12 protein-coding genes are annotated in these 16,031 nt (G+C 49.2%); 11 read left to right on the top strand and 1 reads right to left on the bottom strand.

The features are described from left to right. Window positions 1-57: 57 nt before the first annotated feature. The gene (locus tag D1831_RS03665; protein ID WP_125071576.1) at window positions 58-729 is read right to left on the bottom strand and encodes a hypothetical protein; all 672 of its coding nucleotides are present in this window, start codon (window positions 727-729) and stop codon (window positions 58-60) included. Window positions 730-1,003: 274 nt separating this feature from the next. On the opposite strand from D1831_RS03665, the gene D1831_RS03660 reads away from it, so the two are divergent. From D1831_RS03660 to rbfA, 11 genes are all read left to right on the top strand, one after another. Then, window positions 1,004-1,783 (top strand): isoprenyl transferase, encoded by a 780-nt coding sequence (locus D1831_RS03660; RefSeq protein ID WP_125071575.1) that lies wholly within the window; start codon window positions 1,004-1,006, stop codon window positions 1,781-1,783. Window positions 1,784-1,797: 14 nt separating this feature from the next. Then, on the top strand, window positions 1,798-2,583 hold the full coding sequence (locus tag D1831_RS03655) for a phosphatidate cytidylyltransferase (RefSeq protein WP_125071574.1): 786 nt from the start codon (window positions 1,798-1,800) through the stop codon (window positions 2,581-2,583). A gap of 42 nt (window positions 2,584-2,625) precedes the next feature. Further along, complete coding sequence (rseP, locus tag D1831_RS03650; RefSeq protein ID WP_125071573.1) at window positions 2,626-3,903, top strand: RIP metalloprotease RseP; 1,278 nt, start codon at window positions 2,626-2,628, stop codon at window positions 3,901-3,903. A 40-nt stretch (window positions 3,904-3,943) separates the two neighbouring features. After that, complete coding sequence (locus D1831_RS03645; RefSeq protein WP_125071572.1) at window positions 3,944-5,653, top strand: proline--tRNA ligase; 1,710 nt, start codon at window positions 3,944-3,946, stop codon at window positions 5,651-5,653. Window positions 5,654-5,790: 137 nt separating this feature from the next. Beyond that, window positions 5,791-10,110, top strand: a complete 4,320-nt coding sequence (locus D1831_RS03640; RefSeq protein WP_125071571.1) for a PolC-type DNA polymerase III — start codon at window positions 5,791-5,793, stop codon at window positions 10,108-10,110. Window positions 10,111-10,411: 301 nt separating this feature from the next. Continuing rightward, window positions 10,412-10,933, top strand: coding sequence for a ribosome maturation factor RimP (gene rimP / locus D1831_RS03635; RefSeq protein ID WP_179950285.1), 522 nt, complete (start codon window positions 10,412-10,414; stop codon window positions 10,931-10,933). A 20-nt stretch (window positions 10,934-10,953) separates the two neighbouring features. Continuing rightward, window positions 10,954-12,174: a transcription termination factor NusA gene (nusA, locus tag D1831_RS03630; RefSeq protein ID WP_125071569.1), complete on the top strand. Its 1,221-nt coding sequence runs from the start codon at window positions 10,954-10,956 to the stop codon at window positions 12,172-12,174. Between the two features lie 31 nt (window positions 12,175-12,205). Further along, entirely contained in the window at window positions 12,206-12,505 is a 300-nt protein-coding gene (gene rnpM, locus D1831_RS03625) for an RNase P modulator RnpM (RefSeq protein ID WP_125071568.1), read from the top strand. Further along, window positions 12,495-12,800, top strand: coding sequence for a L7Ae/L30e/S12e/Gadd45 family ribosomal protein (locus D1831_RS03620; protein WP_125071567.1), 306 nt, complete (start codon window positions 12,495-12,497; stop codon window positions 12,798-12,800). The genes rnpM and D1831_RS03620 overlap by 11 nt, the downstream gene beginning before the upstream one ends. 14 nt (window positions 12,801-12,814) lie before the next feature. Next, on the top strand, window positions 12,815-15,379 hold the full coding sequence (gene infB, locus D1831_RS03615) for a translation initiation factor IF-2 (protein ID WP_125071566.1): 2,565 nt from the start codon (window positions 12,815-12,817) through the stop codon (window positions 15,377-15,379). A 24-nt stretch (window positions 15,380-15,403) separates the two neighbouring features. After that, window positions 15,404-15,757 (top strand): 30S ribosome-binding factor RbfA, encoded by a 354-nt coding sequence (gene rbfA / locus D1831_RS03610; protein ID WP_125071565.1) that lies wholly within the window; start codon window positions 15,404-15,406, stop codon window positions 15,755-15,757. Window positions 15,758-16,031 lie beyond the last annotated feature (274 nt).

Raw genomic sequence — 16,031 nt, 5'->3', positions numbered from 1 at the left:
TATTAATAAAAGCCCCATCCGCGGCCTTGAGCGGATGGGGCTTTATTTGATGGTGAGTTACCAAATTAGTTGGTAGCCACCCACGTTAGCGGTTAGTGCGAAGTCGGTGAACCAGTGATGTGCATCAAACTCGCTCTTGATTTTAGCGGCAACTAGTTTGCCAATAAATTTATCGGGTAATCCGCGACTGATGCCAAGCTGAGTTGCCATTGCGGAACGGGACAGGCCCACTTTACCGTGGGGTGTTTGCTGATTAGCAATAAACAGGTAGGTCAGCTGAGTATGGCGGGATTCCAATTCTCGCCACGGCGCACTGGCAAAGGCTTCAAAGGTCCGTTTGACCCAGGCGAACGCCAGCAACGCGGCCGGAGCCACTTCGATCGTTATTTGGCCCCGTGCGGCGTCGTAGTTTAAGTTTGCCAGCGCCGTTACCGTGGCGTGGCTGCCATCAAAATCAGTCGTTAAACGGAGCGCACGTAGTTGGTGTGCAGCCTGGTCAACTTCTTCCTTAATTTTAGCCATATCCTGAAATTGGTGTTCAACGGCTTCGATTGCAACCGTGATGACCGGACTATTTTTGGCGTTCAAAGTTTCGACCACCATCGACAGTAGGCTGGCTTCGAGCGGCAGCACGCTGGCAATGTAAGTTGAAAATGATTGGCCGTCCCACTGGGTCGCGCTGACCGGACCGGCCAACGTATCGGTTGAAGTGTAGCTTAATTCTTGCATGTTTGACATCCTTTAATCGTGATTTTGATCATACTGGTGTGGTTGGTTAACACACCCGCGTAACTTCGATTTTAGCATAATTGCCACGGCTGGTCACCGCCCGCGCTGGTTATAGCGCGCAACTCGTGCCCGGGCGGTGTACAATTAGCGTAACATTACGTTAAAATTACCTTTAAATTACGAGAAAGCCGGGCCTTTTTTAGCAGAAGATAGTTAAATCAGACTTTTTTTGGTAAAATAGTGCTTAGTTAAGCTATTTTTGTGGAGGTGCGATTTGTTCGCTTTTTTTAATAAAAATGATCCCGCGGATAAGACCGACGTGCAACTAGACCCCCAGCGGGTGCCTGCGCACGTTGCGATTATTATGGATGGGAATGGGCGTTGGGCCAAGGCGCGGCATTTGCCACGAATTGCGGGCCACAAGGAAGGCATGAACACCGTTAAAAAAATTACGGTGGCGGCCAGTGACCTCGGGGTTAAAGTGTTAACGTTATACGCTTTTTCAACGGAAAACTGGAAGCGGCCGAGTGACGAAGTCAATTACTTGATGCAACTTCCCGTTAACTTTTTTGACACCTTCGTGCCGGATCTGATTAAAAATAACGTCCGCGTAGCCGTCATGGGTTATACGGATAAACTGCCAGCTGCGACCCAAAAGGCAGTTCACGATGCAATCGAAGACACGAAGGACTGTGACGGGATGGTGCTTAATTTTGCACTGAACTACGGTTCCCGTGCTGAAATGGTCACCGGAGTGCAAAAGATTGCGCGGGCCGTCGCGGAGGGGCAATTGCAACCCGCCGATATTACGGAAAAAACGGTCGATCAAGCTTTGATGACGGCACCACTTGCACCATACAACGATCCGGATTTGCTGATTCGGACGAGTGGTGAGGAACGCATCTCAAACTTTTTGCTTTGGCAAATTGCGTACAGTGAACTGGTTTTCACGGACGTTAAGTGGCCAGATTTTACAGCGGCAACTTTACAAGCGTGCATCGCGGATTTTCAGAGCCGTGACCGCCGTTTTGGTGGGTTGACGGATAAAAAATAAGGGAGTTTTGTAGGATGAAACAACGGGTCATTACGGCGGTTATCGCTTTGATTCTTTTTATCCCGGTAATCTTTATCGGGGGCGTGACGCTGGATATCGTCGCGATGTTTTTAGGGGCAGTTGCCATGAGTGAACTGCTAATTATGCGCAAGAAACTGCTGATTTCATTTGAAGCCATTGTCAGCATGTTAGCGGTCATGATTCAAATTGCTCCTAACAAGTGGTTTAACGGGTTACCCGCACAGCTCAATAAAGAGTACGTGGTGTACTTCTTAGTGATCTTGTTACTATTGCACACGGTGTGGTCACGCAATCGCTTTTCGTTTGACGACGCCGGGGTGTTAACGTTAGGAATGTTGTACATCGGCATGGGCTTTAACTATTTCACGGCGGCCCGTGGCGTAAGTGTTTATATGTTACTTTTCCTAATGTTCATCGTGTGGGCGACTGATAGTGGGGCTTACATGGTTGGGCGTAAGCTTGGTAAGCACAAAGTTACGCCAATCAGTCCCAATAAGACCTGGGAAGGCTGCATTGGTGGTAGTATCATTGGTGTGGTTATTGCCGGGGCGTTTGCCATCGGTTTTCACGTGGGTTACGCTAACGCGTTCAGTATGATTTTAATTACCATTGTCTTGTCAATCGTTGGGCAATTTGGTGACTTAGTTGAATCGGCTTTGAAACGTTATTACGGTGTCAAGGATTCGGGGAAGATCTTACCCGGACACGGTGGTATCTTAGACCGTTTTGATAGTATGTTGCTGGTTTTCCCCATCGCACATTTATTCGGCCTCTTTTAACGCTGAACACCCCCAGTCATCCTGGGAGAAAGGAGCGTTTATTTGATAGTTACAATTATTACGTTCATTATCGTTTTCGGGATTCTAGTCATCGTCCATGAATTCGGCCACTTTTACTTTGCAAAACGGTCCGGTATCCTGGTCCGGGAATTTTCCGTTGGGATGGGGCCGAAAGCGGTCGCGTTTCGGCGCAATGCTACGACGTACACGTTACGGTTCCTCCCAATTGGGGGGTATGTGCGGATGGCCGGGGTGGCCGACGACGAAGATGAAGAATTAAAACCCGGTACCCCGGTCAGTTTAATGATTGGTGACGATGGGTTGGTCCACTCGATCAATGCCAGTAAAAAAACGACCTTGTTCAACGGCATTCCGCTCTCGGTAACCGCTAGTGACCTGGAAAAAGGCTTATGGATCGAAGGTTACGAGAACGGTGACGAAAGCGAAGTTAAACGTTACCAAGTCGACCACGACGCTACCATCATTGAAAGTGACGGCACCGAGGTGCAAATTGCACCGGTCGACGTTCAGTTTCAATCGGCAAAACTTTGGCAGCGGATGTTGACCAACTTTGCCGGGCCGATGAATAACTTCATTCTGGCCATCATTACGTTCGCCATCCTGGCCTTTATGCAGGGGGGCGTCACCACCGTTACAACCAACGTGGCTAGTACCACGGCTAACTCGGTAGCCCGTAAGGCCGGCATTCAGGCGGGGGACCAGATTACCGCGGTCAACGGTAAAAAGATGACCAGTGCGCAATCCATTTCAATCCTGATTCAGGATAGTCCCAAGCAAAAGATGGACTTGACGGTCAAGCGGCACGGCCAGGCCAAGACGGTGGCCGTCACACCAGCGGCTAAAACGGTTTCTGGTAATCGCATTGGTCAAATCGGAGTCGTGTGGGACACCACGACCAATAAGAGTTTGGGCGCGAAGTTGGCGTACGGCTTTACCGGATCGTGGGGCATCACCAAGCAAATTTTCCAAGTGTTGGGACGAATGGTGACCCATGGATTTAGTTTGAACGATTTAGGTGGCCCAGTCGCAATTTTTGCGACGACGTCACAGGCCGCCAAATCGGGGGTCCGCCAGGTGATCTACTTGCTGGCAGTCCTCTCAATCAACCTTGGAATTGTTAACTTGTTGCCAATTCCGGCCCTTGATGGTGGTAAACTATTACTGAACATTGTGGAGGGTATCCGTGGCAAACCGCTGCGGGTTGAAACCGAAAGTGTCATTACCCTGATTGGTTTTGGCCTATTAATGTTATTAATGATCTTAGTTACTTGGAATGATATTCAACGTTATTTTTTCTGAGTCACTGATTAAAATGGAACTATAAGGAGACGTTTAGTAGATGAAACAATCGAAACTATTAATCCCAACTTTAAAGGAAGTGCCGAATGACGCCGAAGCGCTTAGTCATCAAATGATGCTCCGTGCCGGCTACATTCGCCAGATTTCTGCTGGGATGTACGCTTATTTACCGTTAGCCTACCGGGTGTTAACGAATATTGAAAAAATTATTCGGGAAGAAATGGAAAAAATCGACGCGGCTGAAATGCTCGTACCCGCGGTTATTCCTGCTGAACTCTGGAAGGCGACCGGCCGTTACGACACGTACGGTCCGGAACTATTTAAGCTTAAGAATCGTCACGACCGTGAATTCATCCTGGGCCCAACCCACGAAGAAACCTTCACGTCCATTATTCGTGACGAAGTGAAGTCTTACAAACGCTTGCCTTTAACGTTGTACCAAATTCAAGCGAAGTACCGTGATGAAGACCGTCCGCGCTACGGGTTACTCCGGGGACGTGAGTTTATCATGAAGGACGCCTACTCCTTCCACGCCGATGAAAGCTCCTTAGACGATACGTTCCAAGACATGGCACAGGCTTACCAAAACATTTTTGAACGTTGCGGGTTACAATTCCGTTCAATTATTGGTGACGGTGGTGCGATGGGTGGGAAGGATTCCCGTGAATATTCCGCCATTGCGCCGGTCGGTGAAGACACGATCGTTTATTCCGATGCGAGCGACTACGCGGCTAACCTTGAAATGGCCCGGAGCCTCTACGTACCGAAGAAGTCGCACGCTTCATTAAAAGACATGGAAAAAATTGACACCCCCGGAGTCGGAACGATTGACGAACTTGCCGACTTTTTGAAGGTCGGTGCTGACCAACTCGTTAAGAGTATTTTGTTCATGGCCGACGACCAACCCGTAATGGCGTTGGTTCGTGGGGACCACGAAGTGAACGACGTTAAGTTGAAGAACTACCTGGGGGCCGACTTCTTGGAAATGGCAACGCCGGAACAAGCACAGGAATACCTAGGCGCCAGCTTTGGTTCACTGGGTCCGGTCAACGTGAGTGATGACGTTAAAATCGTTGCCGACGTGTACGTTAAGGACATGGTCAACATTACCGTTGGGGCCAATGAAGACGGTCACCACTTCACCAACGTTAATCCTGAACGTGATTTCCACGCCGAAGACTACGTGGACATTCGCTTCGCGCAGGAAGGTGAATTGTCACCAGACGGTGCCGGGGTCCTCAAGTTTACGAAGGGGATCGAAATTGGGCACATCTTTAAGTTGGGGACCCGTTACTCCAAGGACTTGCACGCCGAAGTCTTGGACCAAAACGGACGCAGTATTCCGGTAATCATGGGTTGTTACGGTATCGGGGTTTCCCGGTTATTGTCCGCCATCGCCGAACAAAAGGCCGATGAAAACGGCTTGATCTGGCCAAAAGCCATCGCCCCGTTTGACGTGCACGTGATTCCGGTCAACCCTAAGAAAACCGACCAAGTGGAAGTAGCTGACCAAGTTGAAAAGCAACTCGAAGCGGCCGGCTATAAAGTGCTTTACGATGACCGTAAGGAACGTCCCGGCGTTAAGTTTGCCGATTCGGATCTGATGGGGATTCCTGCCCGGATCACCATCGGTAAAAAGGCTAGCGAAGGAATCGTGGAAATTAAACTCCGTGAAACCGGCGAAACCTTGGAAGTTAAGACCGAAGAAATCGCCAATAACTTGGCTGTTTTACTTAAAAATATCGATTAGTCACCGCACCCTAAGCGTTGCATGTTGACTAAAAAATGCGTACACTTAATCTTTAGTGGATGCGGAAATCACCTAGTTTCGGCAACTTAGAAACTAGGTGATTTTAGTTAGGTAGTTGAAACAAAGGAGGAGCACGTGTGAGCTTAAATCAGCAGGAAATGTTTGAGAAACTCCTCGAACAAATTGAGATGCCCAAGGAAGCAGCGTTTGAAGACGCCGCCGTCACTAAGCTGACCGTTCACCAGGCCTCAAAAGTTTGGGAATTTCATTTGCATTTCCAACACGTATTGCCATATACCGAATTTATGACGTTTCAAAATAAATTACGGATGGCGTTTAAAGACATAGCCAACGTTACCATGGTCTTTACGACCGATGACCAGGAATTGAATGCGCGGGCGTTAGCCGATTATTGGGAGTGGATCGTTCAAAATAGTGGGATTTCTTCACCCCTAGTCCAATCCCTGTGTAATAGCAACGTTCCCACGTTAGACGACGGCCGGGTGATTCTGTTAGCCGAAAATGAAGTGATCCAGAACTTCTTGACCAACCAGGCGCTTGGCCCCATCGAAAGTACGTATCAACAACTCGGTTTTCCGAAGTTTTCGATTCATACGATGATCGACGAAACCGCGTCACAGGCTAAAATTCAGGAATTTCACGCTCAAAAGGCCAAGTCGGATCAGGAACTGGCTAAAAAGGCCGAAGCCGCCATTAAAAAAGCTAATGAAAAGCGGGCCAAGCAGGCGGATAATCCGGCACCCGTTGACGGTCCGGTCCAGTTAGGAAAACAAATCAACCCACAGGAACCGGCAAAACAACTGATTCAAATTACGGAAGAAGAACGGTCAGTCATCGTTGAAGGTTACGTCTTTGACATGGAAGTCCGGACGCTGCGGTCGCAACGGCAGCTGTTAATTTTAAAGATTACCGACTATAGTTCGTCAATGGTGGTTAAGAAATTCTCCAGAAACGCCGACGACGAAGCCCAATTTGCCGCGCTTAATACCGGTATGTGGGTCCGGGTCCGGGGGTCGGTTCAAGAAGATAGTTTCATGCGGGACCTGACCATTAACGCTTATGACATCAACGAAACGAGTCACGCGAGTCGCCAAGATAAGGCGCCCGCCGATGATAAACGGGTCGAACTGCACGTGCATTCCAATATGAGTACCATGGATGCGACTAACAGTATCAGCGACTACGTTAAACAAGCGGGCAAGTGGGGGATGCCGGCCATTGCAATCACCGATCACGCCGGTGCCCAGGCTTTCCCCGAAGCGTTTGCGGCTGGTGAGAAGAACCACGTTAAGATCTTGTACGGGGTTGAAGCCAACATGGTCGATGATGGGGTACCGATTGCTTATAACGACGCGCCGGTCGACCTGAAAAATTCGACTTACGTCATTTTTGATACCGAAACGACCGGGTTATCCGCGATTTACGACCGGGTCATTGAACTATCAGCTGTTAAGATGGAAAAGGGGAACGTCGTTGATCAGTTTGAAGAGTTTATTGATCCCGGGTTCCACCTTTCCGCGCAGACAACTAATTTGACCAGTATTACCGACGAAATGGTCCGGGGGTCTAAATCGGAAGAAGAGGTTTTCCGGTTATTCCGTGAATTTTACGGCGACGCCATCATCGTCGGGCACAACGTTACTTTTGATATGGGCTTTATGAATACCGGTTACGCCCGGCACCACATGGACCCAATCACGAACCCCATCATCGACACCTTGACGTTGGCCCGCTGGTTATACCCGGATTTTCGGCGTTACACGCTGGACTCACTGTCCAAGAAGTTTAACGTTAATTTGGAGCACCATCACCGAGCGATTTACGATGCCGAGTCAACGGGGCACTTAAACCACATTTTCCTCAAGGACGCCGAGGACCGTTACGGAGTGCAACGGCATAATCAGTTGAATGATCACATGAGTGAAAACGGCGCGTATAAACACGCCCGACCGTTTCATGCCACCCTGTACGCGACGACGCAGGCCGGGCTAAAAAACTTATTTAAAATCGTCTCGTTGTCCAACGTTGAATACTTTGCCGGAGTGCCACGGGTACCGCGAAGCGTGCTGAACAAGTACCGTGATGGTCTACTAGTGGGTTCCGGTTGTCATAACGGGGAAGTTTTTACCGCGATGATGCAAAAGGGCCGCGCCGAGGCCAAACAAAAAGCCAGCTATTACGACTTTTTAGAAGTTCAGCCGAAGGGTGTTTACGCCGATTTAGTCGAAAGCGGCTTAATTGCGGATAACCAACACCTTGAAGAAATTATTAAGAACATGGTCGATTTAGGCCACGAACTACACATTCCGGTCGCGGCGACCGGTGACGTGCACTACTTGAATAAAGAAGATAAGATCTACCGAACCGTTTTGATCAAGTCCCAGCCTAAAATTGCTTTAGGGCGCAAGCGGACCGAGTGGCCGGATGTGCATTTCCGCACTACGGACGAAATGTTAGCCGATTTTCGGTTCTTGGGTGAAGCAACCGCCCACGAGATCGTCGTTGAAACACCGCGGGCCATTGCCGACCAGTTTGAGTTTGTGCGCCCCGTTAAGGACAAACTGTATACGCCCCGGATGGCCGGTGCCGAAGCTGAAATCAAGAAGCTGACGATGGACCGGGCCCACGCCTGGTACGGTGATCCGTTACCCGAGATCGTTCAGGCCCGGGTCGATAAGGAACTAAAGAGTATTATCGGTAACGGGTTCTCGGTTATTTACCTGATTGCCCAACGATTAGTGTTTAAGAGTAATAAGGACGGGTACTTAGTTGGTTCCCGGGGATCGGTCGGGTCCAGTTTGGTCGCGACTTTATCCGGGATCACCGAAGTTAACCCGATGCCACCACACTACCGCTGTCCAAACTGCCAGTATTCGAAATTTTATACCAATAACGAGTACGGTTCCGGTTACGATTTACCGCCGAAGGACTGCCCGGAGTGCGGCACGAACATGGTACGTGACGGTCAAAACATTCCCTTCGAAACGTTCTTAGGGTTTTATGGGAACAAGGTCCCCGATATTGATTTGAACTTCTCCGGGGACTACCAACCAATCGCCCACAATTATACTAAGGTACTGTTCGGTGAAAAGAACGTGTACCGGGCGGGGACGATTGGTACGGTGGCCGACAAGACCGGTTATGGTTATGTTAAGGGGTATGAACGGGATACCGAGCAAAACATTCGCACGGCCGAAATTGACCGGTTGGCGAAGGGAATGACCGGGGTCAAACGGACGACCGGTCAACACCCGGCGGGGATCATCGTTGTGCCGGACTACATGGATATTTACGACTTTACGCCGGTCCAGTACCCGGCCGATGACCAGACCGCCGCTTGGCAAACGACCCACTTTGATTTCCACTCGATCCATGACAACATTTTGAAAATCGATATTCTGGGGCACGATGACCCGACGATGATCCGGATGTTACAAGACCTTTCCGGTATCAAGCCGGAAAGTATTCCGCCGGTTGATCCCAACGTTATGAAGATCTTCTCCAGCCCCGAAGTTTTGGGGGTGACGGAAGACCAGATCTTTTCGAAGACTGGGACCCTTGGTATTCCGGAATTTGGGACCCGGTTTGTGCGCGGAATGTTGGAAGAAACCCACCCGTCGACCTTTAACGAATTGCTTCAAATTTCGGGGTTGTCCCACGGGACCGACGTGTGGTTGGGCAACGCTGAAGAACTGATCAAGGACGGCACGGTTACACTGGCCGAAGTTATTGGTTGTCGGGATAACATCATGACCGACTTGATCCACTACGGAATGGAATCCGACATGTCCTTCCAAATTATGGAACACGTGCGGAAGGGTCGTGGGATCCCCGACGAATGGCAACAGGCTATGAAGGACGCTAACGTGCCCGACTGGTACATCGAATCGTGCTTAAAAATCAAGTACATGTTCCCGCGGGCCCACGCCGCCGCCTACATTTTGATGGCGTTGCGGGTGGCCTACTTCAAAGTGTACTTCCCACTGGTTTATTATTCCGCGTACTTCTCCGTACGGGCCGACGACTTTGACCTAGTTGCCATGGCTAACGGTAAGGACGCGACTAAGGACGCAATGAAAGTCATTACCGATAAGGGGATGGACGCTTCCGCGAAGGAAAAGAACCTGCTAACGGTTTTGGAACTGGCCAACGAAATGTTGGAACGCGGGTTTAAATTCAAGATGGTCGACCTGTATAAGTCGGACGCGTCGGACTGGCTGATTGACGGTGATACGTTAATTGCGCCGTTCCGGGCCGTCCCTGGTCTAGGGTTGAACGTTGCCAAGCAGATTGTCGCTGCCCGGGCCGATAAGCCGTTTTTGTCTAAGGAAGACTTGTCTAAACGGGGCAAGGTTTCTCAAACGCTGATCGATTTCATGACCGAAAACGGCGTGTTAAACGACCTTCCTGATGAGAACCAGTTGTCACTATTCTAAAATTTTAAAGTCGTGTCATTACGGGTAACCGTCGAAGCTCAGTCGAGTTTCAGCGGTGACCCGTTTTTAGTTACCGGATTTTTGGGACGTGATTAACTGGTTCCGTACTAGTCAGAACTGAGCGTGACCCGGTGAGTTAAAATCATTTTTAGTCATTATTGATGACGACGGGTCAAAATTAACGCTGGTTTTTCATTAATTTTTGCTAAAATAACGGGAGTAAACGGCGTAAAGTTGCGGTTTTGCCATAATTATGCTAATATATAAATGTAATTTAAAACTCGTTAACGAGTGAGCAGCGATGCTCACTCTTTTTATTGGACTAATCTGGACAGGAGGCGCAATCTTGAGCAATAACGTTGTTGAGACGATTCAGCCGATCGCACAGGCGATCGTCACTGCTCACCAATTTGAACTCGTTGATGTAGAATTTGTTCGTGAGGGCCAGAGTTGGTACCTGCGAATTTATATCGATAAACCAGGCGGCATTAACATTGAAGAATGTGCAATGGTTAGTGATGAATTAAGTGAAAAATTAGATACGATGGATCCGGACCCGATTCCCCAGGCCTACTTCTTGGAAGTTTCTTCACCTGGCGCGGAACGGCCGTTAAAAAGGGAAGCCGATTATGAAAATGCCGTGGGCCAATACGTCCACATCGGTTTATACCAAAAAGTTGACGGTAAAAAGGTTTTTGAGGGCGACTTAAAGGAAGTTACGCCGGAAACCTTAACGCTTGATTACTTAGATAAAACCCGGCACAAGACCATTACGGTTGACCGGAAACAAATCTCACAAGCCCGCTTAGCGGTGAAGTTCTAATTTAGTAAAGGAGTCTACTCATGAGTAAGGAATTATTAGGGGCCTTAGACACCCTTGAATCAGAAAAAGGCATCAAAAAAGAAGTCGTGATCGATGCTTTGGAAGCCGCGCTGGTCTCCGCCTACAAACGGAATTACGGCCAGGCGCAAAACGTGGAAGTTGACTTTGACCAAGTTAAGGGTAATATTCACGTTTACGCGGTTAAAGAAGTTGTTGAAGACGTCTTTGACTCCCGGTTGGAAGTTAGTTTGCAAGATGCGTTGGCCATTAACAAAGCTTACGAAATTGGTGATGACATTCGCTTTGAAGTAACGCCAAAGAACTTTGGGCGAATCGCTGCCCAAACGGCTAAGCAGGTCATCATGCAGCGGGTGCGTGAAGCCGAACGCGGGATCATCTACGACGAATACAGCCAGTACGAAAATGAAATCGTGACTGGGGAAGTGGAACGGCAGGACAACCGCTTCGTGTACGTGAGTTTAGGAAAGGTCGAAGCCGTCATGGGACGCTCCGATCAGTTACCAGGTGAAACTTATCGGATTCACGATAAAATCAAGGTTTACGTTTCTAAAGTTGAAAACGCAACGAAGGGGCCGCAAGTGTTCGTTTCACGGACCGCACCGGACTTGTTGAAACGGTTGTTTGAACAAGAAGTTCCTGAAATTTTTGACGGCATCGTCGAAATTGTTTCGATTGCGCGTGAAGCGGGGGACCGGGCCAAGGTAGCCGTTCGTTCGAATAACCCTAACGTGGACCCCGTGGGAACCTGCGTGGGACCAAAGGGGCAACGGGTGCAAACCATCGTTAACGAACTTCACGGTGAAAACATGGACATCGTTGAATGGACGGATGATACGGCGGTCTTCATCGCGAACGCGTTGAACCCGGCTGAAGTTTTGGACGTTATCTTTGATCCCGAAAACGAACGCGGTTGTACCGTCGTCGTTCCCGATTACCAATTATCGTTAGCCATCGGCAAGCGGGGCCAAAACGCCCGCTTAGCCGCTAAGTTGACCGGATTTAAGATCGATATTAAATCGGAAACCGAAGCTTCTGATATAATGGAAGCAAACCCTGATAACGTTGCGGCGGCTGAAACTGGGAACGACTCCCAGGTTGAAGACGACGCACCGGTCTCAGAAGCAGTTGACGCAACCACTGACAGTGAGGGTGCCGATACACCAGCCGCTTCAACGGAAGCAGCCGACGACGCAGCCGCATCTGCCAGTGATGACGAATAAGTAAGCAAAGTAACTAAAGGAGGTCTGGGATATGAAAAAAAGAAAAGTGCCGTTACGCAAGGACATCGTAACGGGTGAGATGCATCCCAAGAAAGACTTAGTCCGGGTTGTTAAGAACAAGCAGGATGAGGTGTCCGTTGACCCAACCGGTAAAAAGCCGGGTCGCGGGGCTTACATTGCCTTAGACGTGGAAGTCGCTAAGCGTGCCCAAAAGGAAAAGACCTTTGATAAGGCCTTTGGTATTAAGGTTAACGCGGACTTTTACGAGGAGTTAGTGGCCTATGTTGATCATCAACAGGCCCGAAAGGAACTTTTCGGCAATGACGCCTAATCAAGCTTGTTTAAACCTACTGGGCCTGTCTCGGCGTGCCAAAAAGCAGATAGCTGGTGAAGGGTTGACCCTAGCCGCCATCCGTAACCAGTCGGCCAAGCTCGTGTTTATCGCGAGTGATGCCGGTCCCACGACTGCCAAAAAGTTTCATGATAAGGCCCAATCTTATGACGTTCCAGTGATCGATACTTTTACCAAAGCGGAATTAAACGCGGCGGCCGGCAATAAACGGACGGTGTACGCAATCACCGACCGGGGGTTTGCCGAGAAAATGGTGGCGATCATGACGCACTAAAGGAGGGTGAAGATATGGGGAAAAAGCGAATTTATGAATTAGCGAAGGAGCTCAACGTCCCAAGTAAGCAGTTGATTGCACGCGCACAACAATTGGGATTCTCCGTCAAAAATCATATGTCGACACTCGGTGACAACGAAGCCCGGCAATTAAAAATGCCCGCTTCGGCGGTTACCCATCCTAAATCTAACACGGCTAGTCAGACTAGCCACGCTGCCCAATCCGCAGCCAAAACTGTGACACGAACTGCTAACCAGCAGCAATCCAACTCGCGTCATCAACAGAGTGGTGATTCTTTGAATAATAATCGTAATAATAACAATCAGAGTCGTTCGAATAATAGTCAAAGCCGTTCCAATAACGGCAACCGGTCCAACAATACTAACCGTACCAACGGTGGTAACCGGACGACGAATAGTACTCGGAGTAACGGTAGCAATAATTCTCGCAACAACAATGCTAACCGTTCTAATAACAGCAGTCGGCCGAATAATAACCGTTCCAATAACGGTCAAAACCGGAGTAACGGAGCGCAAAACCGTTCCAACAATGGTGGCCAAAACCGCTCTAACAATTCCAATAACCAAAACCGTTCAAACAACGGCAATGGTAACCGGACAACCAACAGTTCCCGGAATGGGAGCGGTCGTTTTGGCGGTAGCTTAAGCAGTAACAATAACGGTGGCGGCGGTCGTTACCGTGGCGGCAACAATAATCGCCGTCGGAATAACCGCAACAACCGGAATAACCGCAATAATAAGAACCAACGGATCCGACAAGTGAATAACAAGCCGGCACCGGTGCGTAAGGATAAGCCGTTGCCAGAAAAACTGGTTTACACGGTCGGCATGAACGCCCAAGATTTGGGTAAGATTTTGCACCGTGAACCAGCCGAAATCATCAAAAAGTTATTCATGCTGGGTGTGGCAGTCAACCAAAACCAATCCTTGGACAAGGAAACCATTGAAGTCTTAGCGGCCGATTACGGGATTGACGCTGAGGAAAAGGTGACGGTCGACGTGACCGACTTGGACAAGTTCTTTGATGATGAAAACAAAAACACCGAAAACTTGGAACCACGGGCACCGGTCGTTACCGTCATGGGGCACGTTGACCATGGGAAGACGACCCTGCTTGATAAGTTACGGCATACCCACGTGACAGCCGGTGAAGCTGGTGGGATCACGCAAGCTATCGGGGCTTATCAAGTTAAGCACGACGGCAAGACAATCACCTTCCTGGATACCCCGGGACACGCGGCCTTTACCGAAATGCGGGCCCGTGGTGCGGACATTACCGACATTACCGTCTTAGTCGTTGCGGCTGATGACGGGGTTATGCCACAAACTATCGAAGCCATCAACCATGCCAAGGCGGCCAAGGTACCAATTATCGTAGCGGTTAATAAGATCGATAAGCCGGGTGCCAACCCGAACCACGTCATGGAACAATTAACTGAATACGGTTTGATTCCTGAAGACTGGGGTGGCGACACGATTTTTGTTCAAATTTCTGCTAAATTTGGTAAGAACTTAGACGAATTATTGGACATGATCTTGTTACAAGCCGAAGTGTTGGAATTAAAGGCGAACCCGAAGCAAAACGCTGCTGGTTCCGTTTTGGAAGCTAGTTTGGACCGTGGGAAGGGTTCCACTGCCACCTTACTCGTTCAACAAGGAACGATGCACGTTGGTGATCCAATCGTCGTTGGGAATACCTATGGTAAAGTCCGGACGATGACGAACGATCACGGGAAGCGGATCAAAGAAGCCGTACCGTCAACGCCAATTGAAATTACTGGTTTAAACGACGTGCCAGATGCCGGGGACCGTTTCGTGGTCTTTGACGACGAAAAGACGGCCCGCGAAGCCGGTGAACAACGGGCTAAACAGGCTCTGATGGACGAACGGAAAGCTACGGCCCACGTGACCTTGGACAACCTGTTTGATTCCATGAAGCAGGGTGAACTGAAGGAAGTTGACGTGATCATCAAGGCCGACGTTCAAGGTTCCGTAGAAGCCTTAGCGGGTAGTTTACGGAAGATCGACGTTGAAGGCGTGCGGGTCAACATCATTCACACGGCCGTTGGTGCCATTAACGAAAGTGACGTGGCCTTAGCGGAAGCAAGTAACGCCATTATCATCGGATTCAACGTTCGCCCAACGCCGCAAGCCAAATCACAAGCGGATACCGACGACGTTGACATTCGTTTACACCAAGTCATCTACAACGCAATTGATGAAATCGAAAGCGCGATGAAGGGGATGCTCGAACCGAAGTACGAAGAACAGATCACTGGTCAAGTTGAAATTCGTGAAATCTACAAGGTTTCGAAGGTCGGCACGATCGGTGGTGGGATGGTCACTGATGGTGTCATCCACCGCGATTCCGGTGTCCGGGTCATTCGTGACGGTGTCGTGATCTATGACGGGAAACTTGCCAGCTTACGGCGCTTCAAAGATGACGTTAAGGAAGTTAAACAAGGCTTTGAACTTGGTTTACGGATCGAAGACTACAACGATATCAAGGTCAACGACGTCATTGAAGCTTACGTTATGAAGGAAGTTCCGATTGAATAAACACCTTAATTGGAGGTAAACTAGATGGCACAACATTATCGAGTTGGTCGGCTAGAACAGGAAATTCAACGTGAAGTTGATGATATCTTGTTAAAGCGTGTTCGCGATCCGCGGGTTGCGGGCCTCACCATCACTGGTGTGACCGTAACGGGCGATTTGCAACAAGCCACCATTTACTACAGTATCCTGTCCGATAAAGCGTCGGACGGTGAAAAAACGGCTGCTGGGCTTGAAAAAGCGAAGGGCTTGATCCGGAGTGAACTTGGGTCACGCTTAAGCATTTACAAGACGCCAGAACTCACTTTTGAACGGGATCAGTCTGTTCAATACGGGAGCCGGATCGATGAACTGATCAATAACTTAAAACGTCAGGAATAGTTGCTGACGAACTTAGTCCCCACGATTTTTCGTGGGGACTTTTTCGGCCGGTTAAAATAATTTTAACGGTGACTGAATCCCGGTCCGGCGGCGGTAACGGACCGGGTGAAGAAAAATCATAACGTTAAAAATAGATTAGAGGTTGACGGATTAAAATGAGAATGCTTTAATATAACCAATCACTTAAACGGAAAGGAAAGATAATGATGACGCAACGACAATTACCAACCAACGCGTATTATTTCGGCTTAGTTTACTTTAGGTAGCGTCCGCA

This window comes from Lactiplantibacillus garii (genome assembly GCF_003885105.1).
Classification (GTDB): domain Bacteria; phylum Bacillota; class Bacilli; order Lactobacillales; family Lactobacillaceae; genus Lactiplantibacillus; species Lactiplantibacillus garii.
Note: the sequence above shows the minus strand (reverse complement) of the source record. Positions and strands in the feature narration are given on the sequence as shown.

Bases quoted from the DNA above. Each gene is read 5' to 3' on its own strand.
- D1831_RS03665 (WP_125071576.1), bottom strand. From the start codon at position 729: ATGCAAGAATTAAGCTACACTTCAACCGATACGTTGGCCGGTCCGGTC.
- D1831_RS03655 (WP_125071574.1), top strand. From the start codon at position 1,798: ATGAAACAACGGGTCATTACGGCGGTTATCGCTTTGATTCTTTTTATC.
- D1831_RS03645 (WP_125071572.1), top strand. From the start codon at position 3,944: ATGAAACAATCGAAACTATTAATCCCAACTTTAAAGGAAGTGCCGAAT.
- rimP (WP_179950285.1), top strand. From the start codon at position 10,412: ATGCTCACTCTTTTTATTGGACTAATCTGGACAGGAGGCGCAATCTTG.
- nusA (WP_125071569.1), top strand. From the start codon at position 10,954: ATGAGTAAGGAATTATTAGGGGCCTTAGACACCCTTGAATCAGAAAAA.
- rnpM (WP_125071568.1), top strand. From the start codon at position 12,206: ATGAAAAAAAGAAAAGTGCCGTTACGCAAGGACATCGTAACGGGTGAG.
- D1831_RS03620 (WP_125071567.1), top strand. From the start codon at position 12,495: ATGACGCCTAATCAAGCTTGTTTAAACCTACTGGGCCTGTCTCGGCGT.
- infB (WP_125071566.1), top strand. From the start codon at position 12,815: ATGGGGAAAAAGCGAATTTATGAATTAGCGAAGGAGCTCAACGTCCCA.
- rbfA (WP_125071565.1), top strand. From the start codon at position 15,404: ATGGCACAACATTATCGAGTTGGTCGGCTAGAACAGGAAATTCAACGT.